The sequence below is a fragment of the Formosa bonchosmolovskayae genome, assembly GCF_051016085.1.
Lineage (GTDB): Bacteria > Bacteroidota > Bacteroidia > Flavobacteriales > Flavobacteriaceae > Formosa.
The window spans coordinates 1,066,315-1,091,353 of the sequence record NZ_CP174605.1 but is presented as its reverse complement, the minus strand read 5'-3'; the positions used below and the strand labels follow the sequence as shown (position 1 = coordinate 1,091,353).

Genomic DNA, 25,039 nt, shown 5'->3' with positions numbered 1-25,039 from the left:
TAATTTTGATTTACAAAAATAGTATAAAAAAACAAAGAGCCATTTAATTGCAAATAAAGCATTTAAACGACTCTTAATATGATTATAAAAAAGGATTACCCTTTAGTCTGTTCTTTATGGGCTTCAGGAAGTGTATTAAATCCCATATTGTATAACGTAAATCCGAAAATATCGGCATATTGTTCAATGGTTTTACTTACTGGGGTTCCTGCGCCATGACCGGCATCAGTTTCAATTCGGATTAAAACAGGATTTCCATGTTTTTGATTGTGTTGCAATTCGGCAGCAAATTTAAAACTATGGGCAGGTACAACACGGTCGTCATGATCGCCAGTGGTTATTAAAGTGGCTGGATATTTTACGCCTGGTTTTACATTGTGAATTGGAGAATACGCTTTTAAGTACTCGAACATTTCCTTGCTATCTTCTGCTGTCCCGTAATCGTATGCCCAACCTGCACCGGCAGTGAACGTATGATAACGTAACATATCTAGTACACCAACAGCGGGTAATGCGACTTGCATTAAATCAGGACGTTGTGTCATTGTTGCTCCAACTAATAATCCGCCGTTAGAACCTCCTTTAATGGCTAAAAACTTAGAAGATGTATAATTGTTTTCAATTAAATATTCTCCAGCGACAATAAAGTCGTCAAACACATTTTGTTTTTGCATTTTGGTTCCTGCATCGTGCCACGCTTTTCCGTATTCTCCACCACCACGTATGTTGGGAACAGCATAAATACCACCGGCCTCCATCCAAACGGCATTAGCAATACTAAAAGAAGGTGTTAAACTAATATTGAAACCTCCATAAGCATATAAGATTGTAGGATTTTTGCCGTTTAGCGCTGTGCCCTTTTTGTAAGAAATAATCATAGGTACTTTTGTACCATCTTTAGATTTGTAAAAAACCTGCTTACTCTCGTACTGATTTGGATCAAAATCAACTTTTGGTTTTACATACACTGTAGATGCTCCCGACTCTGTGTTAAAAGCATAACTTGTAGATGGTGTCGTGTAATTTGAGAATGAATAATATAAGGTTTCATTTTCTTTTTTACCTGAGAACCCACTTACTGTACCAATACCAGGAAGTTCGATTTCGCGAACTAGTTTCCCGTTGTAATCATATTGTTTTACTTGTGAAACAGCATCAACCATGTAATGTGCAAATATAAAATTACCACCTGTAGAAGGTGTTAATACATTCTCTGTTTCGGGAATAAAATCTACCCAATGTTCTGGAGTTGGGTTAGAGGCGTCTACCGTTACAATTTTTATATTAGGCGCATTTAAATTAGTCGATAAAAATAATGTGCTTCCTATATTGTCTACCAAATGCGTATCACTGCCTGTGTGATCTAATATGGCAACAAATCTGCTATTGGATTTTGTTAAATCTTTAATGTATAATTTATTCCCAGAGGTTGATGTTCGTGGATAAATTAATAAATAATGATCGTCTTCGGTAACACTTGCCGAGATATAACGGTGTTTTTCTAGCGGTGTGCCTCCAAATATTAGTTTGTCGGTACTTTGCTTTGTTCCAATTTTATGATAATATAATTTGTGTTGGTCGGTTTTAGCAGAAAGCTCACTGCCCTTTGGTTTATCGTAGCTAGAATAATAGAAACCTTCGTTACCCTTCCAAGACATGCCACTAAATTTTACATCGACTAAAGTGTCTTCAATAACTTGTTTAGTTTCGGCATTAATGATTATAATTTTTCTCCAATCGCTACCGCCTTCAGAAATGGAATACGCAGCGATACTTCCATCTTTAGAGAACGACAAGCCTCCTAAAGACGTTGTGCCTTCGGTACTAAAGGTATTGGGATCAAGAAAGACTTCTTCTGTACTATCATCTCCTTTGGTTCTATATAATACACTCTGGTTTTGTAATCCGTTATTCTTATAAAAGTAGTTGTAATCTCCTTCTTTAAAAGGAGCACCAATTTTCTCGTAATTCCAAAGTGTCGTTAAGCGGTCTTTGATTTGGTTACGATATGGTATTTTTTCTAAATAGTCGAAAGTTATTTTGTTTTCTTCTGCCACCCAAGCCTCGGTTTCAGGACTTCTATCGTCTTCTAACCAGCGATATGGATCTTTAACTTCTGTGTCGAAATAGGTGTCTGCGGTATCTATAGTTTTGGTTATCGGATAGTTCACGATTTGATTTTTATTTTTTTTTAGTTCTTGCTCATTTTTACAGGAACTAAAGATGGTTAATATCGTTAGAGTAGCTATTAGTTTTTTCATGACTCATATTGTTTTATAGGTCTTCCAAAAATAACGAAAAAGCTCCTAAACGCTTAGGCTTAGGAGCTTTTTTTAAACTTATTTAAGAGAAAATTTAGATAAGTTTATTCGCAATTAAGTATTCTGCAATTTGTATAGTGTTTGTTGCTGCTCCTTTACGAAGGTTATCGGCAACAATCCACATATTTAAAGTGTTTTTTTGTGTCTCGTCTCTTCTTATACGTCCAACAAAAACATCATCCTTATCATGTGCATAAATTGGCATTGGATATGTATTTGTATCTGTATTATCTTGAACAACAACACCTGGAGTTTCGCTTAATAATTTACGAACATCTGCTAATTCGAAGTCGTTTTCAAATTCTACATTTACAGATTCAGAATGTCCACCAGCGGTAGGGATTCTTACTGCGGTTGCAGATACAGAGAAAGATGTATCGTTTAAAATTTTTTGAGGTTCCTTAGCTAATTTCATTTCCTCTTTAGTGTATCCATTGTCTAAAAACACATCACAATGAGGTAGTGCATTTCTTCCAATTGGATAAGGATAAGCCATTTCGCCTTCTATACCAGCAATTTCGTTTTCTAGTTGTTTTACAGCTTTTACACCTGTACCAGAAACCGATTGGTATGTTGAAACCACAACACGTTTCATAGTGTATTTTTTATGAAGAGGTGCTAATGCCATAACTAATTGAATAGTAGAGCAATTAGGGTTTGCAATAATTTTATCGTCTTTGGTTAATTCGTTAGCATTAATTTCTGGAACGATTAGTTTTTTTGTAGCGTCCATTCTCCATGCTGAAGAATTATCGACTACTGTTGTACCAGCTTCTGCAAATTTAGGAGCCCATTCTAAAGACGTGTCTCCTCCGGCAGAAAATAAAGCAACATCTGGTTTCATTGCTACCGCATCTGCTAAACCTACAACCTTATAATCTTGTCCTTTATAAGAAATTGTTTTACCTACAGAGCGCTCTGAGGCAACAGGAATTAATTCCGTTAACGGAAAATTACGTTCTGCTAATACTTTAAGCATTACTTCGCCAACCATACCCGTGGCACCAACTACAGCTACTTTCATTATATCAATTTTAGTTTAAGTGTGTCTATTTATTTTGAACAAAACTAAGTATTAATAATTAAAAAATAGCCTTAGTTTCTTCAAACTAAGGCTATTTAACAACAAATAACAAAATGTTAATTATTTAACAGATCTTATTTCTTTAGTAAATCTCTTATTTCTGCTAAAAGTTCTTCTTGCGTTGGACCTGCAGGCGCTGCTGGTGCCGCTTCTTCTTTCTTCTTAGAGTTTTCGTAAGCTTTCAATACCATGAAAATACAGAAACCAATAATTATAAAATCGATAACCATTTGAATAAAGTTACCATAGTTAATGGCTACAGGAGGAACTTCTGCTCCGGCCGCATTGGTTGTTGCTTCTTTTAGAACATACTTTAGGTCCGAAAAATTAACGTCGCCAAGCAACATGCCAATAGGAGGCATTAAAATGTCTTTAGTAAACGATGTTACTATTTTACCAAATGCACCACCAATAATTACTGCTGTTGCAAGGTTTATAATATCTCCTTTTAGAAGAAAGGACTTGAAATCTTTGAAAAATGCCATATAGTTTAGGATTGATTAATAATAGCTAAAGTATATAAAATAAATCAAAAATAAGAGGTATCTATTTTAAAACGACACGTTTAATCCGTTGGGAAAGGCCTGTGAGTAGTTCGTAAGATATGGTGTTCGCGGTTGCAGCAAACTCTTCGGCTGTTGGATAATCGCCAAAAACAATAACCTCATCTCCTTCTTGGCAGTCAATATTTGTAATATCAACCATTATCATATCCATGCACGTATTTCCTACAATATGGGCTTTCTGTCCGTTAATGACAACAAATCCCTTGCCGTTTCCATATTCTCTTCCAATACCATCGGCATGCCCAAGTGGTAAGGTTGCTGTGGTTAGAGGCGCATCACAAATATAACCACGATTATAACCTACACTTTCCCCAATAGGAATATGATGAATCTGAGAAATTACTGTTTTTAATGTGGTAATGGGTTTAAAGTGAATGTTTTCTTCTTCCGAATTTCCAAAGCCATACATGCCAATCCCGCTTCTAACCATATCAAAATGTGCTTCCGGATAATTTAAAATTCCAGAAGTATTACACATATGAAGCATTGGTTTATAAGGTAATTGCTTGAGTAATGAGTCTGATATAGATTTAAACGTATTAATCTGTTGGAGTGTAAAAGCCTTCTCGTTTAAATCTTCACTAGCTCCCATATGCGACATTAGGGAAGTCACTTTAATAGATTCTGTATTTGCTAATATTGATAAAATTTCAGAAATATTATCTTCAGAAAATCCTAATCGGTTTAATCCCGTATTAAACTTTAAGTGGATCGGATATTCTTTTTGGTTTAGAGCTTCTGCAGTGGCTACAAATTCTTTCAGAACTTTTAAACTGTATAAGTTTGGTTCTAGCCGATTTTCAATAAGCGTATTAAAACTTACGGCCTGAGGATGAAGCACCAAAATTGGTGTTGTTATTCCTGAGGTTCTTAATTGAGCACCTTCGTAAGTATAGGCAACAGCAAAGTAATCTACATTTAAGGTTTCTAAATGTTTTGCAATATCTACCGCGGCGTTTCCGTAAGCATACGATTTAACAACAGCTAAAAATTTGGTAGACGAATCTATTCTAGATTTAAGATAAGTAACATTGTGTTCTAAAGCGTTTAAATCTATTTCTAAAAGAGTTTCCTGTGCTTTAAGCATCGGTATTGTCGAAATTTAAATCTATGGTTTCAGTTCCGTTAGGCGTATTGTTTTTTTGTTTTTCGCTACGCATAGCTTTATAATAAGCGGCGCGACTTAGGGGTTCGTATTCTTCGGTTTCCCCAAGTAAAACAAGAGCATCACTTTGTGATTTTCTGTAACTAAATTGCGCTAAGTTCCCCGTTCGTGTGCAGATGGCATGTACTTTAGTAACGTATTCTGCTGTAGCCATTAAATTTGGCATCGGGCCAAACGGATTACCCTTAAAATCCATATCTAATCCAGCTACAATAACACGAATTCCTTTATTGGCTAAGTCATTACAAACACGAACAATTTCATCATCAAAAAACTGAGCTTCGTCTATGCCTACCACATCACAACCATCGGCAAGTATCGGGATGTTTGCGGCTGCAGGAACAGGTGTAGAACGAATTTCGTTGGCATCGTGAGAGACCACCATATCTTCATTATAGCGGATATCTACCGAGGGTTTAAAAATTTCGACTTTTTGTTTGGCGAACTGTGCACGTTTAAGTCTTCGGATTAATTCTTCGGTCTTTCCTGAGAACATCGAACCGCAGATAACTTCAATCCAACCAAATTGTTCTTTATGATTTACTGTATTTTCGAGAAACATTTTGTAATTTTAACACTAATATTACGCAAACTTTCGTTTGTTTATAGGATGTAAATTTATTAAAAATAAAAAGGCGAAAATAGTTTAAATTTAAAAGTTATGAAGAAGAAGTTGGAATCGGAATTAATGAGTGTTGCACTAAGAGTTTTAAGGCTTGAAGGAAAGGATGATGTGGCTAAACTTCATGCTGAAACAGCGCTACTTTTTGAAAAACTTTCTGTTTTAAAATTTCTACAAGAAAATCCTCAGGATAAATTGCTACACGACGACACCTCATTTTTTGATATGATTGATAATGCGTTCACTAAAAAAGTGACCGAAGTCGTTGAAGAAGAAGGTGTAGACAAAGCATTTATTAGAGAAGATCAGGTACAACCCGACGAAAATGCCGAAGATATAGCCGAACCAGTAATGGAAAAAATTAAAGATATTGTCGCACATATGCCTGAAGAAGAGGAAACAGCCGACGATTTATTTAGTGCTATTACACCTAAACCGCAGTACGAAAAAAATGATTTTGAAGAAATTACAGCCGATTTTAAAGTCACTCCAGTCTTCGAACCTGTAAAAGATTCTACCATAACCAATGTTAAAAGATCTCTAAACGATAAATTAAAAGGCGGTGGACTAAATATTGGATTAAACGATAAAATTGCTTTTATAAAACAATTATTTGCAGGAAGCGCAGAAGATTATGAACGCGTTATTTCGCAGATAAATACAAGTGGGAACTTTGAAGAGGCTCGAAATTTAATTCAGAATGTCGTGAAATCCGATTATAATAATTGGGAAGGTAAGGAAGTCTTCGAAGAGCGTTTTATGTTAATTATAGAAAGAAAATTCAATTAGTTTTCTGAGATTTGCATCTTTAATTCCTTTTAATTTTTTCTTGTATGCAGCTTCTAAAAAAGAAGCTTTAAAAACATGCCGTTAATTTTCTATACATGAGTAAACTATACATTGTACCTACACCAATTGGTAATTTAGAAGATATGACTTTTAGGGCCATACGCGTTCTTAAAGAAGCCGATTTAATATTGGCTGAAGACACGAGAACCTCTGGAAAACTTCTAAAACATTTCGAGATTAATACACATTCGCAATCACACCATATGCATAACGAGCATAAAACGGTTGAAGGGTTAATACAAAAATTAAAGGGAGGAACCATAATTGCATTAATTAGTGATGCAGGAACACCAGCTATTTCCGATCCTGGATTTTTATTAACGCGTGCGTGTGTAGAACATGGTATTGAAGTAGATTGTTTGCCTGGTGCTACGGCCTTTGTGCCAGCATTAGTAAATTCAGGTTTGCCTAACGATAAATTTGTATTTGAAGGCTTTTTACCCGTAAAGAAAGGCAGACAAACGCGTTTATTACTTTTAGCCGAAGAAACGCGTACTATTATATTTTACGAATCGCCACACAAACTCATAAAAACCTTGACCCATTTTTGCGAATATTTTGGAGAAGATCGTCCCGTTTCCGTATCGCGTGAATTAACAAAATTATACGAGGAAACCGTTCGTGGAACAGCAAAAGAGGTTTTAGAACATTACACCAATAAGCCACCAAAAGGGGAAATAGTGGTTGTGGTTGGTGGAAAAAAATAAGTTTACACTTTTAAAAATTTTAAAATGACATTAGACGCATTTAAACAAAAATTACAGAATACGCCTAAATCTATAGTATTTTCAGATACTGTAGATACTATAGAGTCCAATTACATATTTACACCTACAGCATTTAAAAATGGTGAGGTATATAATAAATCTGGCGAGAATTCAGGCTCTTGTAAATTGTTTGCTTTTGCAAAACTGCAAGGGTTTACAAAAGAAGAAACCTTATCATGCTTCGGTCAGTTTTATTATATAGATGTTTTAGGCGATCCAAATGGTGATGGCCACCAAAACATTAGAAATTTTATGAATACTGGATTCGAAGGATTGCAATTTGAAGGAGAGCCTTTAAAGCTGAAATAAGCAATTATGGATGCGCTTTTACATGAGATTAAGCAATGCACCATTTGTGCAGACCATTTGCCTTTAGGTCCGCATCCTATTGCAACGGCGCATCCAGATTCTAAGATTGTAATTGTTGGTCAGGCGCCAGGATTAAAAGTGCATAATTCCGGAATTCCTTGGGACGATGCAAGTGGTAAGCGTTTAAGAACGTGGTTAAATGTCACCGAAGACCAGTTTTACAACACCAAGAACTTTGCTATTATACCTATGGGTTTTTGTTATCCTGGTAAAGGTAAAAGTGGCGATTTACCTCCAAGACCCGAATGTGCACCTCAATGGCATGCTACGTTATTTAGTAAAATGCCACAGGTAAAACTTGTGATTTTAATTGGGAATTATGCTCAAAAATATTATCTCAAAGCAGAGGCTGGAGCGAATTTGACAGAAACTGTTTCCAATTTCGAGTCGTATTTACCAACCTATTTTCCTATTCCGCACCCGTCACCACGTAACCGATTTTGGATGTCTAAAAATCTGTGGTTCGAAGCATCAGTTGTGCCTGAATTACAGAAAAGAGTCCACGATATACTATAAAATCTTATTCTTCGATATCAAATAAATATTCAACAGTTACATCGAAAAATCGTGCCATTTTAATGGCTAAGATTACTGAGGGATTGAATTTGTTATTTTCAATAGCGTGAATAGTTTGTCTAGAAACTTGCAGTTTATTGGCTAAATCTGCTTGGGTTAAATTGTGTCTTGCTCGCTCTACTTTTATGAGGTTTTTCATTAATAAATACGTTTTTTAAAGAAGAATATAATAAGATATATTAGCATGAATGACTCTAAGAAGTAGTCAAATGTCAGTTTTAAATCTTTAAAAAACACAAAGATTATAAGAGAGAGTATTATAAATAATAAGACTGACAGTTGGTAGGATTCTAAACGTAATTTATTGATATAGTCGTCTTCAACTTTTTCTTTAGAGAGTATATAGGTGAATAAACCAATATAGCTTAAAACCAAAAATAAATGTACTTTATTAAGTTCTGAACGATCTAGAAGTTTTTCAGATTTGGTATCCGGAAGGATTATATCTTGTTGATTATCCTTAATCTCTTCGTTTTGTGTTAAAGTAGAATCACAATTACAAATAGCGTCATTAAAACCCCGTTTCATATCATTAATTCCACTTAGTACGCTAAATATTATAAAGACCGAAGCACCTAGTTTTTACACCAATTTGGAAGTATTTGTATGTTCATATTCTATTATTTTTATATAAAAGTATATAATACTTTACATTTAATCAAATATAATAGAAAAATAAATATTGTGAAATCAAATTTATTTAGTGAATTTCTAGACGATTTTCAGCCAAATATGCTGATTTTATTGAATAAATGAGAAGGAAAAAAATATCGGAATTTTGATGTTTTAATAACTTAAATTGAGGGGTTTACAATTTCAGAGAACATGTGGTGGTAAAAAGGTTTTTGGCCTATCGAAAATTTATCGTAAAATTTGAAGTGAAAACACCGTGGAATTTTAGGCTGTTTGAGCTAAACGGATATTTATAATTATCAATAATTTTAATAGCGAGTTCCTAAAATTTAGGTGTCAAACGATAAATTTAGATAAAGATTCGTAAGCCTAGATTTTTTTGGTTCGTTTTTTCATCAATGGAAAAAATGAACAGATATTCTATAATTGAAAATCCATTTGCGTTAGCGATTGCAGTGGCATCCTTTTATGGTTTTTCAACACAAAAGATATAACGGAAAGCGCGCCCCAAAAGGGGAACGCCCAAAACCGATTAAATATGTTTACCCTTTTCCCAGCCGTGTTTTCCTAAATGTTGTTCACCACTTTCTATAGCACCATTTTCCAGTGTAGTTCCCATACTGTCGTTCCAACGGTTTAAATATCCGAAAAGTGAAATAACGCCTAACATTTCTACAATTTCGCCTTCGTCCCAATAGGTGTTTAATCGTTTTTTTAAAGTGTCGTCTACGGCATTTGGTACTTGAGATGCGGCCAAACTAAAATCTAAAGCCACACGTTCGGCCTCGCTAAATGCAGGATGGGTGCGATAATCCCAAACGTTATTAAGTTGCTCTTGTTCTGCCCCATAGCGCTCTGCGGCACGAATGGCGTGTGCTTGGCAATAGCGACAGCCGGTGGCATTACTGCTAACCCAAGCAATTAAGCGTTTTAAAGCGGAAGTTACGCGACCTTCGTTAGCCATTACGGCTTTGTTTAAATTAATGAAGGCTTTGCTTATGGCTGGCCGGCGTTGCATGGTTAAAACTGAGTTCGGACAGAAGCCCAAGGTTTCGTTAAAAAAGGTTGCTAAATCTTGAGTTTCTTGATCGTGATCGGGAGATAATGGTGTTATTAGTGGCATTTTATTCTGAATTTTAGTCGTATTTTTGAAGTATCAATTAACGAAAAATAATGCAATTATGACACATCTTGTTACAACTCAATGGAAAAAAAATGTACAATTTGAATCTGATAACCCTAGCGGTAAATCGGTTATGATTGATTTAGGCGAAGATAATGGTGGTAAAGGCGACGGTATGCGTCCGAAAGCCTTAATGTTAACGGCTCTTGCTGGTTGTTCGGGGGTAGATATTACGCCAATGTTGGAAAAAATGAAGGTTGAGATAGACGATTTTAAAATTGTTATTGAAGGGCATTTAACCGAAGAACACCCAAAATATTATCATTTAGTTACTGTAGATTATCATTTTTACGGAACAGAATTAAATGAAACAAAAATTAAAAGAGCTGTAGATTTATCTGTCGATAAATACTGCGGGGTTATGGAAATGTTTCGTCGTTTTGCTGAGGTAAAAGTAAAGTCTCATTTTCATAATAAATAAATTATTTCGGATTACAAGCTATGCGTTGGACCATAAAACCAAAACCAGAATCTCATAAAGTTAAAACGTTACAAGAGGCACTTCATGTAGACGAACTTACTGCGTCGTTGTTAATACAGCGTGGCATTGAGACGTTCGATGAGGCAAAATCGTTCTTTAGACCAGATCTTAGCGAATTGCACGATCCGTTCTTAATGAAAGATATGGACAAAGCTGTGGTACGTATTGAACAAGCTCTAGAAGCTGGCGAGAATATTATGGTGTATGGCGATTATGATGTCGATGGTACAACCTCTGTGGCGTTAATGAGTTCGTATTTACAAACACGTCAGGAGAATGTAGTCACGTATATTCCGGATCGTTACGACGAAGGTTATGGCGTGTCTTATAAAGGCATTGACTTTGCTCACGATAACGATTTTACACTAATAGTGGCGTTAGACTGTGGTATAAAAGCAATCGATAAAGTGGTCTATGCCAAAGAAAAGGGCATCGATTTTATTATTTGCGATCACCACAGACCAAGCGATGCTATTCCAAATGCCGTCGCAGTTCTGGATCCTAAACGGGAAGATTGTGAGTATCCATATAAAGAATTATGCGGTTGCGGGGTTGGGTTTAAACTCATTCAGGCCTTATCGTCTAAGCAAGGGTTTACCATTGAAGATTTAGGTGAATATCTAGATTTAGTAGCTACCGCAATTGGAGCGGATATTGTGCCTATTACTGGTGAAAATAGAATTTTGGCCTATTACGGACTTCAAATTATTAACGAGAATCCGAGACCAGGCATTAAAGCCATTTTAAATCAGGTAGATAAAACCGTATTCACTATAACCGATGTGGTCTTTATTGTTGCACCAAGAATTAACGCTGCTGGACGTATGAAACATGGTACATATGCTGTGCAATTGCTTACAGAAATGGACGAAAAGCAAGCGGAAACGTATGCTGCCGAAATTGAAAGTTTTAATTTAGACCGTCGAGAAACCGATAAAGAAATTACAATTCAAGCTTTAAACCAGATTGAAGAGCGCAATGAACAAGAACGCTATACCTCTGTAGTGTTTCAGGAAGATTGGCACAAAGGTGTTATTGGTATTGTGGCATCTCGGCTTATAGAAACCTACTACAGACCCACATTAGTATTTACAAAAAGTGGTGAGAAATTGGCCGCTTCTGCACGTTCTGTTGTGGGGTTCGATGTGTATAATGCCCTAGAGGCATGTAGCGAACATATCGAACAATTTGGTGGACATAAATACGCAGCTGGATTAACATTGCATCCTGAAAATTACGATGCTTTTAAACAGGCTTTTGAAGATGTGGTGTCTAATACTATCGATCCTAAATTAATCTCTCCAGAAATTAAAATTGAAGCGAATATTGCTTTAGAAAATATAACACCTAAATTCTATCGTATTTTAAAGCAGTTCGCACCATTTGGTCCCGGGAATATGATGCCGGTTTTTATGACTGAGGATGTGGTAGATACTGGATATGGAAAATGTGTTGGGAAAGAAGAAGATCATTTACGGATAACCGTGAAGCAACCCCACGTAAATCCTATTGTGTGTATTGGATTTGGTCTGGGAAAAAAGATAGATGTGGTCTCTACTAAAGTGCCTTTTAGTATTGTGTATTCTATAGATGAAAACCATTGGAATGGTGTAACAAGTCTGCAATTGAAGCTTAGAGATATAAAATAAATATTATATTTATTTAGATTAAATATAAATAATAACTATTTTAGTGGTTGAAAAGCAACCGATATGGATCAAGACATCAATAAAATATACCATAATGCCTTTGGTGTTTCCTTTATTTGGAAGGAAAACATGCCTAAAAAACAGTCTCCTAAAATTCAGATAATTTTTCGGGATATGGGGTTTTACCTTACCTATCGCGAAATTGTTCAGTTTCAGAAACAGATTAGATTTGTTCAATCTGAAAATCCTTGTGCTTGCTGTAAAAACAAAGACCGTAGTCGATCTATGTTGTTAAAAACCCCGTTTAGCCAAGTCGATTTGGCAATAAATGCTTTGGAGCTCAGAGATATAAACGATTTAATTACCGGAACCTTGTTTCATTTAGAGTTGGATAGTTACGTGAATGAAATTTGTAAGAATTAAAATGATTATCAGAATTTTTTAAAACGGTCACTTTTGTACATTTGCGGCAACCCAAGCACTTATGAAACAAAAAGATCCGTACGCTGCACTTCGGTACAAAGAATTTAATATATTTTTATTAGTCCGTTTTGCTATGGTATTCGCCTGGTCTATGCAATTTATCGTGATAGAATGGGAAGTATATAGCATTACTAAAAATCCGTTGTCGTTAGGAATTATCGGACTTATGGAAGTGATTCCAGCCGTATCTATGGCTTTGTTTTCAGGACATATTGTCGATCAGAGCGAAAAAAAGAGTTTACTTGTAAAATGTATACTTGGGTTTTCTGTAATTAGTTTCGGACTGTTTTTACTCACTTGGCCAAAAGTCGTTGGAGGCCTTTCTCAAAATGTAGTTCTGTATTCCATTTACTTTTTAGTATTTCTTGGCGGTTTTGTCCGTTCGTTTTTAGGTCCTACCATTTTCTCATTATTGTCTTTAGTGGTGCCTAAAAAGTTATATCCAAATGCGGCAACGTGGAGTAGTTCGGTTTGGCAAATGGGCGCGGTATTAGGTCCGGCACTCGCTGGATTTTCTATTCATTTAATTGGAGTACATTGGTCTATGTGTTTAATTGTAGGCTTTTCCATAACAGCATTAATGGCATTAACTCAGATTTCTACAAAGCCTATTTTAAACCCGAACATTGGAGAACCTATAATGCAAAGTTTAAGAGAAGGCTTAAAGTTTGTGTTTAGTACTAAAGCCATTTTAGGGGCACTTACATTAGATATGGTGGCCGTTTTATTTGGAGGTGCTGTGGCTTTATTGCCTGTATTTGCGCAAGATATTTTAAAAGTCGGACCGCAAGGGTTTGGCGTGTTACGTGCCGCACCGGCAGTGGGAGCTTTTATTACGATGGTTATTTCTGCATATATCCCTTTAAATAAAGATGCAGGGATGAAGTTACTCATAGCTATTTTTGGATTTGGATGTAGTATTATTGTCTTCGGATTATCTAAGTGGTTCTGGGTATCGGTAGGTGCCTTGTTTTTTAGTGGTGTGTTCGATGGGATTTCTATGGTTATCCGTCAGACTATTTTACAACTTAAAACACCCGATCATATGCGTGGGCGTGTGGCTTCAGTAAATTCTATGTTTGTAGGTTCTTCTAACGAACTGGGTGCTTTTGAAAGTGGTCTTACAGCTAAACTTATGGGAACGGTTACAGCCGTTGTATTTGGAGGTAGTATGACCTTATTAATTGTACTAACTACAGGGGTATTTTCTCCAACCTTTAGGAAGCTCGATTTGCGTAAGGATTTGGAGGAGCATGAAAATGAGGGGTAATCTAATGTAATAATTGTATAATGTATTAATGCAAAAAAATTGGTGCTTTAAAACTTCACTAAAATTTATTTATAATCCACAGTGTCACAATAAATTTAATTAAACCCATTTTTTTTATATTATAGTTCCATTTCATGGTCGCATTCGAGTAAGGCGAATCATGTTTATTATTATATATTTTAGAGTTCATTTCCACTACTTTAAAAAGTTCAAATAAAGCAATTAATCATATAAATATGAGGTGATTACGGTTTTTCCGTAACGCAAAAAGTGCCTTTCGACGAATTGCATAATATTTTAACAAAAAAGTGTTTTTTTTTTTTTTACAACAAACAATAAGTTTGAATGTCTTGATGTACTATTAGAAATAATTGAAGTCGTTTCTAATTTTATTGATAGGCAGTTGCAACTTAACTAGTGTTAGTTTTTTTTAATTAAGTTCGTATAAAACATTGATGCCAAATTTTTAACAGTTTCTTAAAACGGCTTGAATAGTTTTAAATATTACCCTGATTTAATCAACTAAAAAAGTAAAAATTATGGATAAAAAATTAAATTTTAGTGTTTTTAGATTTATTTTATCCGTAATCTTATTTTTAAATTTTTCAATCGGCGTATCTCAAACCTCCTTTAAAATAATTTACTGCATTTCTGAGATTGAACTGCATGGTTCTGTAGATAATTTAGATGAACGAGGAAAACAATTAACAAGAGAAGTGCGCGAGCAGGCAAAAGCAGTAAATTATAATTTAATAGCGACAAAAGAGGAATCCTTTTTTGAGGCTGAAGATAAATTACAATCTGATAGTGATTCTCCGAAAACACAAATGCTTATAAAATTAGCAAAACGATTTGCTTCTTTTAATGAACAGGTTTATTCTAATTATGCTACAGATAATATTATCTTTAGCAAAAGATTAGCAGGACAAGATTTTAAAGTTAAACAAAAGGCATATAATTTTAATTGGAAGATTTCAACATCTCAAAAAAACATATTAGGATATAATGCAATTCAGGCTACAGGTAAATATTATAACCCAGTATTAAATAAGGAATTTAGTATTGAAGCTTGGTTTGTGCCTTCCATTCCAATTCAAGCTGGTCCAGACATTTTTATGGGTTTACCTGGTTTAATAGTAGAGGTGCATCTCAAAGGAGCAGTGGTAACTGCTAGAAAAATTGATATGATACCCAATTTAAAAGTTCAAAATATTGAAGATACAAATACATTAAATGAAAAGGAATATGAAGATATAATTGGTGGTTTAAATAAGAAATTAGAACAGTATTTAGATTAAAATTGTTACTTTTTAAAGTCTAAAATAGCTGGTTTAGTGTTAGAATAAAAATTATAAAACTATGCTTAAAAAAATAGTATTGCTATTATTTATATTATTAGTATATGTCGTAAAAGCTCAAAATAATTTTTCAGGAAAAGTTACATATACTAAAGCTATAATAGCAAATTCTGAAAAGGTTGGAGAAGCTAAATATGTTTCTTATGTGAATGCGATGAATGAAATTTTAAGGAATATACCTTATGTTTTAGAGTTTAATAAGGAAGCATCCTATTTTTATCATATAAAACCTATGGCGTCAGACTTAAACAAGAAAATGGTAAGTAAGGCAGAGTTGTTGGGTAAAGGAAAAAACCAATTTTATACAAACTTACAGACTAATACGACTGTAGAAGAAGTAAATCGTGGTTCCGAAAAATTATTAGTTAGTTATCCTAAATATAATTTTAAACTTACTACTGAAACTAAAAGTATTGGTGGTTACAAATGCTATAAAGCTACATCTCAGGAAGTCGTTGAATTTTCTAAAATTAAAAAAGGATATCAAGACAAGGTTAACGATATTGTCGTTTGGTATACAAATGAAGTGCCTGTATCATTCGGTCCATTATCAGTGGCTGGTTTGCCGGGTTTGGTGCTAGAAATGCAATATGGTAGTACGGTTTACACAGCTACAAAAATCGAATTTAAGAAAAAGAATGTTGCAATACAAGAAATTCCAGAAGGAAAGATTATTTCTAAAAAAGAATATGATACTCAGATGGTAAAGTCTTTAAGTGATGCTTTTGGAGATTTTTAAGAAAAATGATGGAGGTGTGCTTTTTAAAGTTGAATACGCATTATTAGGACTTTATTTATGATAAAATTAATCTTTATGCCTAAAGCGAATAGGGTTTCTTTCAATACTTCATCGGCTAAATTATCAAATGCAGGAATACCAGACTGTATAGATGATGCTATAGGAATTCTGATTCATATGATGGAAACTAATGAACTTATTGAAGATGAGGGCGCGGAATTAGTCTTATTACTCATTGAAGGGTGTTAAAAACTTAAACTAATGAAAACGTTAAGTATTAAGAAGTCTTATTTAAAGCATAGAAAATTTTTAGTATTCCTAATTATAGTTTTTATTAGTTTATTTTCTTTTGGGCAAAATTCAGAAATCACTTATAAAATTTCAAGAGATTATAGTGGGTTAGATGATAAAAACCTGGGAATGTCTGCTAAAACTAAAATTAAAGGAATATATAATGCATTAAACAATATAGAATGTGTGTTAGTGTATAATAAAGATTTTGGAGTATTTCGAGAAGTTGAGAAAATGGAGTACGACAACGACCCTTATCAAAAAATGGCCTCCATTTTTGTTGGAGGAACATATTATTGCGATAGAACAAAACAAAAGTTTGTTAAGCAAAAAGAGTTTTCGGGGAAATTATTTAATATTCAACTGGAGTATAAAAGTTTAGATTGGGAGATCACTAAAGACAAAAGAGAAATTGGAGGTTATACCTGCTATAAAGCAATATTAAAATCTGATGAGGCTATTATAGTTTGGTTTGCTCCTGAATTAAATTTTCCGTTTGGTCCCATAGGAATGGGTGGACTTCCAGGGCTGATTTTAGAACTGACGAAAAATAAATTGATTTTTTCTGCAACAAAAATCAGCTTAGGAAATAATACAGAAGTACTAGAACTACCCACAGAAGGAGAGTTTATAACAGAGGACGCGTATTCAAAATTAGTGAAGTCTAATACAGAGTTTCTTTTTGGTAATTAAATAAGCATTATTAATACTTTATTTATGACAAAATTAAAAACACTTATATTCTGTTTTGCTTTAATATGTACGACGTTTTTGTACGCTCAAAACATAAATGGAAAGGTTATTTACACGGCTTCTTATATAAAAAAGGAAACTAAAAATCCAACTAATGCAGCGTTAATAAAATCTGCCAAAGATGTAAATCTTGAATTGCTTTTTACGCCAACGGTATCGCTTTTTAAAGGAGTGAATTTTATGAAAAGTGATTTAGATAAGGGTATAAATCTTACTTCTATTTTTTCAGGTTTTGAAAATCAGTTTTATAACAATTTAGAAACAAAGGAGTTTTTAAAACGAACTATAGGTCCTGATAACGAACCTTATCTGGTGCAAGAAGACAACGGTTTATATAAATGGACAATAACAAACGAGTCTAAGCAAATCGGGAAATACAAATGTTTTAAAGCGATATTAAATAACAACAATACTAAGTTTCCTACTAGTGCTTGGTTTACGCCAGAACTACCTGTGGGGTTTGGGCCTAGAGAATATCAAGGTCTTCCTGGGGTAATATTGCTTTTAGAAAACCCTCATATCGTTTTTACAGCGACTAAAGTATCTATTAATAGTAAAGAAAATGCACTTGAAATAGAAAAACCAGAAGGGATATTAATTACTGCAGAAGCATATAAGGAGAAATTTGGAGGCATATTTAAAGACTAAAGTTAATAATCTTTTTAGGAAGCTAAAAATAACAATTCTATTCGTTTTAATAGGGTGTGCTACTTACGCCCAAACTATAGAGCTTTCAGGTCAAGTTACAGATAGTCTTAACAACCCTTTAGAAAACGCGAATCTCCTAGCTATACCTCAATCAGATGAGGTTCCAGTTGGTTTTGGTATAACTAATAAAGCAGGTGCTTACAAAATAAAGCTTCAATCAAATCAATCCTATCAATTAACGATTAGTTATTTAGGTTATAAGCCATTAACTGTAGCGTTAAAAACTTCAGAAGAAACTAAAGTTGCCAGAAATTTTAGTTTAAGCGAAAATATAGATGTTTTAAATGAGGTTAATATTGCATATACACCACCTATTACCGTAAAAAAAGACACCATTATTTATCTCACCGATAAATTTGTTACTGGCGATGAGCGTAAACTTAGAGAGGTTTTAAAAAAGCTACCTGGAATAGAAGTCGACAAGGCTGGTAATGTTACAGCAAATGGAAAAAAGGTGACCAAAGTTATGGTCGAGAATAAGGCTTTTTTTAATGGTGGTAGTAAGTTGGCTGTTAATAATATTCCTGCCGACGCGGTAGATAAAATAGAAATTCTAGAAAACTACAGCGAAGTAGCTATGCTTAAAGGCTTGGAAGATAGTGATAAAACGGCCATGAATATTACCTTAAAAGAAGACAAAAAGAAGTTTGTTTTTGGAGAGATTGAAGCTGGAGGAGGTATTAAGGAGCGTTATATTGTGCATCCTACCTTATTTTATTACAGTCCAGAAACGAACGTTAATTTTATTGGAGATGTTAATAATACAGGAGTTAAAAGTTTTACGTTTAATGACTATATGGAGTTTGAAGGTGGTGTAAGTAAACTACTAGAGCGTTCTGGAGGCTATAGTAGCTTAAAAAATAGCGATATATCTGCGTTTATAGATACTCAGGATTACAAAGCAAATACCAACCAATTTGGAGCTTTAAATATGAGACAGTCCGTTAGTGAATCTACAGACTTAAGTGCTTATGTTATTGCTTCTAATAGTAAAACCGAAACCGAAGTTCTTACAAGTAATGATTATTTAAATAACGATACCTCTTTTATTGAAAATAGGACAGAGACAAATGAACTAAATAACCAGTTTTTAATAGGAAAATTAACTTTAGATTACGAACCGAGTTTCGATGAAGATTTTACCTACACAAGTTTTGTAAAATTAAATACAACAGATAGTGATGGATTAATTTTAACTGAAAACCCATCGCAAAACAATCAGATACAAACCCTAGATGCTTTAGACGGATTACAGCTAAGGCAAAATTTAAGTTATAGCCATAAATTATCGAAAACCCATACCGGAACCTTAGAAGCTAATTACACATTTAGTAACGATAAACCGTTTACCAATTGGTTAACAGATCAAGAGATTTTGCAAGATATTTTACCGTTAGAAGACGACGAGGTTTATAATATTCAGCAAACAGTTAGGCTCAATACGCATACGTTTAATGCGCTAGCAAAAGACTATTGGGTACTTAATAACTTTAATCACCTATACACCAGTGTAGGCGTAAATTTAGCTTTTAGCGATTTTTATAGCCGCGATTTACAGCAGTTGTCTACTGGAGACATTAATTCGTTTTCTAATGCTGGTTTTAATAACGATTTTGGATACAATATGCTGAATACCTACTTTGGGTTAGAGTATAAATTTATGATTGGTAAAGTAACCATTAAACCAGCAGCGTATTATCAGTTTTTCTTCTGGGAAACGGGGCAAGAATCGGAGCGAAATACGCATAATAAAGCAGTATTGTTACCAAAGTTTGATGTGAAATTGGATATAAATAACAGCGAGACTATTGGATTTAAATATACTCTTAATGCAGAATTTCCGACAATTAAAAACTTAGCTACTAATTATATATTATCTAGTTTTAGTAGTGTGTTTAAAGGTAATGAAACTTTACAAAACGAGATTTACCACAGACTTGTGCTAAGCTATTATAAATTTAGTTTATTTAAAGGTTTAAATATTAATGCGAATCTGTCTTATAACATAAAAGAAAAAACGTTAAAATATATCACGCAATTAGATGGGATAGATCAATACAATTCGCTTATTCTTTTTAATCAACCAGAACAAGAACTTATGTTTTTTGGAGGTGCATCAAAGAAAATAAATAAAATCCGATATTCGTTCGATGCGCAATTAAGTTATTCTAATTTTTACCAGATTGTAAACGAGGAAACGAATAAAAATAATTCTAAGAATATTTCCGGTACACTGGGAATTGAAACACTTTTTAAAGCTGTGCCAAATTTAAAGGTAGCTTATAAAAAGTCGGCTAATATTTATATGGCTTTAGGTGATGAAACCACCTTTGAAAACGATAATATTCTTGTGGAACTAGAATATGATTTTTTAGATGATTTTATTTTTAAAACCGATTATAACTACGATTTGTATAGAAATGATGTTGCTGGAATAAAAAACAGATTCGATAATTTAAATGCATCTTTATTTTACCAAAAGGAAGATCAGCCTTGGGGGTTTGAAATTTCAGTATCCAATGCGTTCGATACAAAGTTTAAACAGAGTAATAGCTTTTCTAGCTTTTTAATTTCGGATACGAAGACCTTTATTTTACCTAGAATTATAATGTTTAAGGTTGTTTATAAGCTTTAAATGGTTTTCGAAAGATGGTTTAAATGTACTAATTGGGCAATGTACCGATATATTAATGAAACAATGTAATAATGTAGCCATTCACTAATTTGGTGCTTTGAAATTTTACTAAAATTTATATATAATCTACGGCGTCACCCTGAATTCATTTCAGGGTCTCATTAAAGTAAGTTAATTTAAGTTTGTTGTGTGATGCTGAAACAAGTTCAGCATGACGTTGGTGTTAGTTTCGTAATTCTAGTTTTGATTTGAAATTCATATTGTTTTTAAACATCGTAGCGTCACCCTGAACTGGTTTCAGGGTCTCATTAGAGTAAGAAAATTTGAGTTAGTTGTGTGATGCTGAAACAAGTTCAGCATGACGTTGATGTTAGTTTTGTGATTCTAGTTTTGATTTGAACTCTATACTGTTTTAGACATCGCGGCGTCACCCTGAATTCATTTCAGGGTCTCATTAGAGTAAGAAAATTTGAGTTAGTTGTTGGATGCTAAAACGTAGATTTAATAGTGTTAAAGATTTGTGTATTAGGCATGTAGGTTGCTTGAGCGGAGTCGAAAGCCATCTAAACGAAATCTCGATTCCGCTCGATTAACATATAGTGGTGAAATTGGATTAACAACTTATGCGATGCTGAAACAAGTTCAGCATGACGTGAATTACAATTTAACCTCGTAAGTCTTTAAATTAAGATCTCTACCATCAAACTCTCCATAAGTATAGTACCCAATCCAATCCCCTAAATTAACGTACTTGGCGGTATCGTTTAAAGAGATTTCCATAGGTAAATGGCGGTGACCAAACACGAAATAATCGTAAGCTTTGGTTTCTAATTTACGTTTGCAATATTGTATGAGCCATTCGTTGTCTTCGCCTAGAAATTTAGCATCCTCGTCGCCAGAAATCAATTTGTTTTTAACCGACATGTACTGAGCCAATTTCACACCTAAGTCTGGATGTAACCAACGGAATAACCATTGAAAAAACGGACTTGTAAACACTTTTTTCATGCGTTTATAGCCTTTGTCTCCAGGGCCTAATCCGTCGCCGTGACCTATTAAGAAGGTTTTATTGTTAAAGGTGAACTCCTTAGGTTTATGATAAACTGGGATATTAAGTTCTTTTTCGAAATAATCGTCCATCCATAAATCGTGATTACCCACGAAAAAGTATATGGGTATTCCAGAATCTCGTATTTCGGCAAGTTTTCCTAAGGTTCTTACAAAGCCTTTTGGTACTACAGTTTTATATTCGAACCAAAAGTCGAACAAATCACCTAACAGAAATATAGCCGCTGCATCGTGCTTGATTTCGTCTAACCAAGCCACAAATTTTTTCTCACGAGGTAGTGAGACTTCGTGTGTTGGTGCGCCTAAATGATTGTCTGACGAGAAGTATATTTTTTTGCCTTCTGGAATTTGCATGCTGTAAATATAAAAATTGTTCTTGGTTTGGATCTGCGTTAAGGATAGAGCAATTGTTGGAGCTCTTTTAAATGCGTTTTTGCATTTAAAAAGCGACTTGCGAAAGCCTGACCTGAAGCACAGCGAAAGGGAACGCCCTATAAATTATCGCTAGCGTACCATTCTGCAAAACTACTATCTGTTTCCTGTAATCTTAAAGAATGTAATGCAATGTGGCTTGGTAAATAGGTTTTTATTTTCGACGCAAAATCGATAACCATCATCTCGCTGGTTGGCTGGTAATCGACCAACAGGACGTTATGCCCGCGATCGCTCAATTCTTTTGCCAACTCCACGTGTGGTGTGTTTTTGTTAAAAACGGTTGCATGATCGAAAACATCGACAATTTCTGTTTTAACAATTTTCTTTAAATCGCCAAAATCGATAACCATTCCGTATTTTACATTGGTGTTGTCTGTAATGGGTTTGCCAATTACGGTTACCGAAAGTTTGTAACTGTGGCCGTGAACGTTTTTACATTTTCCGTCGTAGCCATAAAGGGCGTGTCCGGTTTCGAAAGTAAATTGTTTGGTAATTCGAATATTACTCATGATTTGATTTTTTAACAGTGCAAAGGTACCGAATTTGTAAAAGCAATTTGTTTTTAGATTACATTTGCGCACTTTTTATACGAAAAACGAGTTAAGTTTTTAAAATATAGAGAGTTAACTAAAATGAGAATATTCCTTTAATGACTGCTCTTTTCGAAGATTTGGTCGTTGCTGAGCATCCGTTATACGAGAAGATTATTGATGATCTTCTGAATCAGCAATACAGTATTATTGATAATTTTTTTGATGAAAATGAAGTGGCACAACTTCGTGATTCTATACTCTTAAAATACGAAGCCGATGCTTTTAAGAAGGCCGCTATTGGTAATCGTTTAAATGAAACGGTTGAAAAAGCAATTCGTGGTGATGTGATTTTATGGATAGATGAGCAGTGTGTAAATCCTGCTGAAACTTTGTTTTTTAATAAAATAAATGCGTTAGTATCTTACCTAAATAGAACATGTTTTCTAGGGATTTTACATAAGGAATTTCATTATGCGATTTATCCGAAAGGCACATTTTATAAGCGCCATTTAGATACGTTTCAGAACGACGACAGACGAAAATTATCGTTTGTTTGTTATTTAAATAACGAAGATTGGCAACCAGAAAATGGAGGAGAATTAGCGATTTACACCAATGAAAATGGTGTTGAGGTTGAAAAGAAAATCTATCCGTTACCTGGACGAGTTGTTATTTTTGAAAGTCAGATTTTGGAGCACGAAGTAAAACCTGTAAACACAAAACGATTGAGTATTACAGGCTGGTTAAAAACGCGATAATTTAACGACGTCCGCCTTTGTTTCGGTTATAAACGTAGATAATAACGAGTACGATAGCAAGTATAAGGAAAAGTCCGTTACCGCTTAAAAATTCTAAAATGTTCATAAGTCTAGGTCTTGGTTATTTTTTTTGTTGTAATAATACATGATGTAAGCTAAAATAACTAACACAACAAACGGAACCATAGAGCCAATAAATACGCCGATTTCGTAATTAGAATCGGGTGCGTTTTTAATCTTGTCTTCTATGTTTAAGTCTTGAATTAGCGCAATCATGTTTTGTTGTGTCTTGGAGTTTTATTCTTGGAGTAAATTTAGTTGATTTTTTATCAAATGTTTCTGTTTTATATAGGCTATCTAAAATTTATTGTAAGAAGTGTTTCAAGGTTTGTAAATATTATTATTTAGTTACTAAAAACAATTGTCTAAATTTTATAATTAAAGGAATACCACGAGCGGCCATCCAAAGTGTGAAGGCTATAAAAATAGCGTATAGTTTATAGTTGTAATAATCGAACAGGAGTAGAGTTGGTAAGAATACCAAGAAGGTCGATGCTAGAAGTACATTTCTTAAGTATTTCATTTTTCCTAAACCTTTAAACATACCGTCGAAAATAAAAGCTAGTGCACACAATGGTTGCATGGCTAAAACAATCCAAAACACATCGTAAAAAGCTTCTAAAACTTCGGGTTGCTTTGTGAATACACGTCCGATAGGTTCGTAAAACAGCCACCCAATTCCAGCTAAAAGTATACCTGTTAAAATGCCCAGCACAATAAGTTTGTTACTTAGTCTTATTAATAAATCTGGACGTTTAGCACCGAATAGCTTTCCTGAAAGTATATTTCCTGCACTTGCAAATCCATCGATTAAAAAGGCGCCTAAAAACCAAATATTTATGGCAATAGTATAGGCTGCGATATAATTTTTACCGTAACTCGTAGCGTACGAACTTGCAAAATATAAGGCCGTGTTTAATGCTAGAGTTCGAATAAATAAATTGAGAATCATTAATAAGAACTTGTTGATTTCCTTATTGAAAGGTAGTGTGAGTTTTAAAGGGATATCTGTCTTTTTATATAAATAATACCCTGATAAAACAGCCATAATAAGTTGTGCGATAACACTTGCATAAGCTGCTCCTTTTATATGCATGGCAGGGATATAATCTGGAATGCCATATACCAATGCAAAATCTAAAAGAATATTTGATGCGGAACCGATAATGGCAATAATCATGGGGTAATAGGTGTTTTGTAAACCGCGAAATGCTCCAAAAATGGCAAAAGTAAAAAGGGTAAATGGAAAACCAAATACACGGATTTTATAATACTCTTGTGCATATTCTAAGATTAATCCAGAGGCATTATAGAGTTTAAAAATAGATGCTGCTAGTGGGTAAGTTACCAGTATAATAATAATGCTTAACGATGTAATTAAAAATATGGCTTGAGCCGGTAGATTTTTTACGTCGTCTAACTTATTAGCTCCAACAGATTGCGAAATGATTGATGAAATTGCACTACGGCTTTGTCCGAGTACCCAAATTAGCATGGAAATAAACGTTCCTACTATACCAACGGCGGCGAGTGCTTCTGTGGGGTGAATGTTTACATTTCCAATTATTGCGGTGTCGGTTATAGATAATATAGGTTCGCTAATACCCGCAATAATAGCAGGCACAGCAAGTGTATTAATGTGTTTTAAAGATATGGATTGATCCAAAGGTTCTGTTGGTGTTT

At 34.3% G+C, this 25,039-nt stretch carries 27 protein-coding genes; 15 read left to right on the top strand and 12 right to left on the bottom strand.

Annotated features, from left to right (window positions below; translation table 11 throughout):
• Positions 1-95: 95 nt before the first annotated feature.
• The 5 genes from ACKC83_RS04555 to ACKC83_RS04535 form a co-directional block, all read right to left on the bottom strand.
• Positions 96-2,261 carry a prolyl oligopeptidase family serine peptidase gene (locus ACKC83_RS04555; RefSeq protein WP_434037169.1) on the bottom strand — a complete coding sequence of 722 codons (2,166 nt, stop codon included), beginning with the start codon at positions 2,259-2,261 and terminating at the stop codon, positions 96-98.
• A gap of 94 nt (positions 2,262-2,355) precedes the next feature.
• Positions 2,356-3,345: an aspartate-semialdehyde dehydrogenase gene (locus tag ACKC83_RS04550; protein WP_434037168.1), complete on the bottom strand. Its 990-nt coding sequence runs from the start codon at positions 3,343-3,345 to the stop codon at positions 2,356-2,358.
• Between the two features lie 134 nt (positions 3,346-3,479).
• On the bottom strand, positions 3,480-3,890 hold the full coding sequence (gene mscL / locus ACKC83_RS04545) for a large-conductance mechanosensitive channel protein MscL (protein WP_414035963.1): 411 nt from the start codon (positions 3,888-3,890) through the stop codon (positions 3,480-3,482).
• Positions 3,891-3,951: 61 nt separating this feature from the next.
• Positions 3,952-5,058 carry an alanine racemase gene (gene alr / locus ACKC83_RS04540; RefSeq protein WP_434037167.1) on the bottom strand — a complete coding sequence of 369 codons (1,107 nt, stop codon included), beginning with the start codon at positions 5,056-5,058 and terminating at the stop codon, positions 3,952-3,954.
• Complete coding sequence (locus tag ACKC83_RS04535) at positions 5,051-5,698, bottom strand: thymidine kinase (protein WP_414035965.1); 648 nt, start codon at positions 5,696-5,698, stop codon at positions 5,051-5,053. Before ACKC83_RS04535 ends, alr begins: the two co-directional genes overlap by 8 nt.
• 99 nt (positions 5,699-5,797) lie before the next feature.
• On the opposite strand from ACKC83_RS04535, the gene ACKC83_RS04530 reads away from it, so the two are divergent.
• The 4 genes from ACKC83_RS04530 (at position 5,798) to ACKC83_RS04515 (ending at position 8,259) form a co-directional block, all read left to right on the top strand.
• Complete coding sequence (locus ACKC83_RS04530; RefSeq protein ID WP_434037166.1) at positions 5,798-6,547, top strand: hypothetical protein; 750 nt, start codon at positions 5,798-5,800, stop codon at positions 6,545-6,547.
• Between the two features lie 95 nt (positions 6,548-6,642).
• The gene (gene rsmI / locus ACKC83_RS04525; RefSeq protein ID WP_434037165.1) at positions 6,643-7,314 is read left to right on the top strand and encodes a 16S rRNA (cytidine(1402)-2'-O)-methyltransferase; all 672 of its coding nucleotides are present in this window, start codon (positions 6,643-6,645) and stop codon (positions 7,312-7,314) included.
• 24 nt (positions 7,315-7,338) lie between these two features.
• On the top strand, positions 7,339-7,683 hold the full coding sequence (locus ACKC83_RS04520) for a HopJ type III effector protein (protein ID WP_434037164.1): 345 nt from the start codon (positions 7,339-7,341) through the stop codon (positions 7,681-7,683).
• 6 nt (positions 7,684-7,689) lie between these two features.
• On the top strand, positions 7,690-8,259 hold the full coding sequence (locus ACKC83_RS04515) for a uracil-DNA glycosylase family protein (RefSeq protein WP_434037163.1): 570 nt from the start codon (positions 7,690-7,692) through the stop codon (positions 8,257-8,259).
• Positions 8,260-8,263: 4 nt separating this feature from the next.
• Here the strand turns inward: ACKC83_RS04515 and ACKC83_RS04510 are convergent, their stop codons facing one another.
• The 3 genes from ACKC83_RS04510 to ACKC83_RS04500 all read right to left on the bottom strand — a co-directional run bounded on the left by ACKC83_RS04510 (position 8,264) and on the right by ACKC83_RS04500 (position 10,075).
• Positions 8,264-8,458, bottom strand: coding sequence for a helix-turn-helix transcriptional regulator (locus tag ACKC83_RS04510; RefSeq protein WP_382381136.1), 195 nt, complete (start codon positions 8,456-8,458; stop codon positions 8,264-8,266).
• Entirely contained in the window at positions 8,458-8,847 is a 390-nt protein-coding gene (locus tag ACKC83_RS04505; RefSeq protein ID WP_434037162.1) for a hypothetical protein, read from the bottom strand. Before ACKC83_RS04505 ends, ACKC83_RS04510 begins: the two co-directional genes overlap by 1 nt.
• A gap of 637 nt (positions 8,848-9,484) precedes the next feature.
• On the bottom strand, positions 9,485-10,075 hold the full coding sequence (locus ACKC83_RS04500; protein WP_434037161.1) for a carboxymuconolactone decarboxylase family protein: 591 nt from the start codon (positions 10,073-10,075) through the stop codon (positions 9,485-9,487).
• A 58-nt stretch (positions 10,076-10,133) separates the two neighbouring features.
• Here ACKC83_RS04500 and ACKC83_RS04495 point away from each other — a divergent pair, with 58 nt between their 5' ends.
• The 10 genes from ACKC83_RS04495 to ACKC83_RS04450 all read left to right on the top strand — a co-directional run bounded on the left by ACKC83_RS04495 (position 10,134) and on the right by ACKC83_RS04450 (position 20,502).
• The gene (locus ACKC83_RS04495; RefSeq protein ID WP_434037160.1) at positions 10,134-10,556 is read left to right on the top strand and encodes an OsmC family protein; all 423 of its coding nucleotides are present in this window, start codon (positions 10,134-10,136) and stop codon (positions 10,554-10,556) included.
• Positions 10,557-10,576: 20 nt separating this feature from the next.
• A complete protein-coding gene (recJ, locus tag ACKC83_RS04490) occupies positions 10,577-12,265 on the top strand; it encodes a single-stranded-DNA-specific exonuclease RecJ (RefSeq protein ID WP_434037159.1) in 1,689 nt (562 codons plus the stop codon).
• Positions 12,266-12,328: 63 nt separating this feature from the next.
• Positions 12,329-12,688 carry a hypothetical protein gene (locus ACKC83_RS04485; protein ID WP_434037158.1) on the top strand — a complete coding sequence of 120 codons (360 nt, stop codon included), beginning with the start codon at positions 12,329-12,331 and terminating at the stop codon, positions 12,686-12,688.
• A gap of 61 nt (positions 12,689-12,749) precedes the next feature.
• Complete coding sequence (locus tag ACKC83_RS04480) at positions 12,750-14,018, top strand: MFS transporter (RefSeq protein ID WP_434037157.1); 1,269 nt, start codon at positions 12,750-12,752, stop codon at positions 14,016-14,018.
• Between the two features lie 539 nt (positions 14,019-14,557).
• Positions 14,558-15,316 carry a GLPGLI family protein gene (locus ACKC83_RS04475; protein ID WP_434037156.1) on the top strand — a complete coding sequence of 253 codons (759 nt, stop codon included), beginning with the start codon at positions 14,558-14,560 and terminating at the stop codon, positions 15,314-15,316.
• Positions 15,317-15,377: 61 nt separating this feature from the next.
• A complete protein-coding gene (locus tag ACKC83_RS04470) occupies positions 15,378-16,115 on the top strand; it encodes a GLPGLI family protein (RefSeq protein ID WP_434037155.1) in 738 nt (245 codons plus the stop codon).
• A 57-nt stretch (positions 16,116-16,172) separates the two neighbouring features.
• Positions 16,173-16,364: a hypothetical protein gene (locus ACKC83_RS04465; protein ID WP_434037154.1), complete on the top strand. Its 192-nt coding sequence runs from the start codon at positions 16,173-16,175 to the stop codon at positions 16,362-16,364.
• Positions 16,365-16,376: 12 nt separating this feature from the next.
• Positions 16,377-17,099 (top strand): GLPGLI family protein, encoded by a 723-nt coding sequence (locus ACKC83_RS04460; protein WP_414035979.1) that lies wholly within the window; start codon positions 16,377-16,379, stop codon positions 17,097-17,099.
• Positions 17,100-17,123: 24 nt separating this feature from the next.
• Entirely contained in the window at positions 17,124-17,807 is a 684-nt protein-coding gene (locus ACKC83_RS04455) for a GLPGLI family protein (RefSeq protein ID WP_414035980.1), read from the top strand.
• Positions 17,785-20,502, top strand: coding sequence for a carboxypeptidase-like regulatory domain-containing protein (locus ACKC83_RS04450; protein WP_434037153.1), 2,718 nt, complete (start codon positions 17,785-17,787; stop codon positions 20,500-20,502). The genes ACKC83_RS04455 and ACKC83_RS04450 overlap by 23 nt, the downstream gene beginning before the upstream one ends.
• A 657-nt stretch (positions 20,503-21,159) precedes the next feature.
• Here ACKC83_RS04450 and ACKC83_RS04445 read toward each other — a convergent pair.
• Together ACKC83_RS04445 and ACKC83_RS04440 are read right to left on the bottom strand one after the other, a co-directional pair.
• The gene (locus ACKC83_RS04445) at positions 21,160-21,924 is read right to left on the bottom strand and encodes a UDP-2,3-diacylglucosamine diphosphatase (RefSeq protein WP_434037152.1); all 765 of its coding nucleotides are present in this window, start codon (positions 21,922-21,924) and stop codon (positions 21,160-21,162) included.
• A 137-nt stretch (positions 21,925-22,061) separates the two neighbouring features.
• Positions 22,062-22,514 (bottom strand): 6-pyruvoyl trahydropterin synthase family protein, encoded by a 453-nt coding sequence (locus ACKC83_RS04440; protein WP_038526036.1) that lies wholly within the window; start codon positions 22,512-22,514, stop codon positions 22,062-22,064.
• Between the two features lie 140 nt (positions 22,515-22,654).
• Here ACKC83_RS04440 and ACKC83_RS04435 point away from each other — a divergent pair, with 140 nt between their 5' ends.
• On the top strand, positions 22,655-23,296 hold the full coding sequence (locus tag ACKC83_RS04435) for a 2OG-Fe(II) oxygenase (RefSeq protein ID WP_434037151.1): 642 nt from the start codon (positions 22,655-22,657) through the stop codon (positions 23,294-23,296).
• A gap of 102 nt (positions 23,297-23,398) precedes the next feature.
• Here the strand turns inward: ACKC83_RS04435 and ACKC83_RS04430 are convergent, their stop codons facing one another.
• Both ACKC83_RS04430 and ACKC83_RS04425 read right to left on the bottom strand, forming a co-directional pair.
• The gene (locus tag ACKC83_RS04430; protein WP_169740915.1) at positions 23,399-23,572 is read right to left on the bottom strand and encodes a hypothetical protein; all 174 of its coding nucleotides are present in this window, start codon (positions 23,570-23,572) and stop codon (positions 23,399-23,401) included.
• Positions 23,573-23,696: 124 nt separating this feature from the next.
• Complete coding sequence (locus ACKC83_RS04425) at positions 23,697-25,022, bottom strand: MATE family efflux transporter (protein ID WP_434037150.1); 1,326 nt, start codon at positions 25,020-25,022, stop codon at positions 23,697-23,699.
• Between the last annotated feature and the right edge of the window lie 17 nt (positions 25,023-25,039).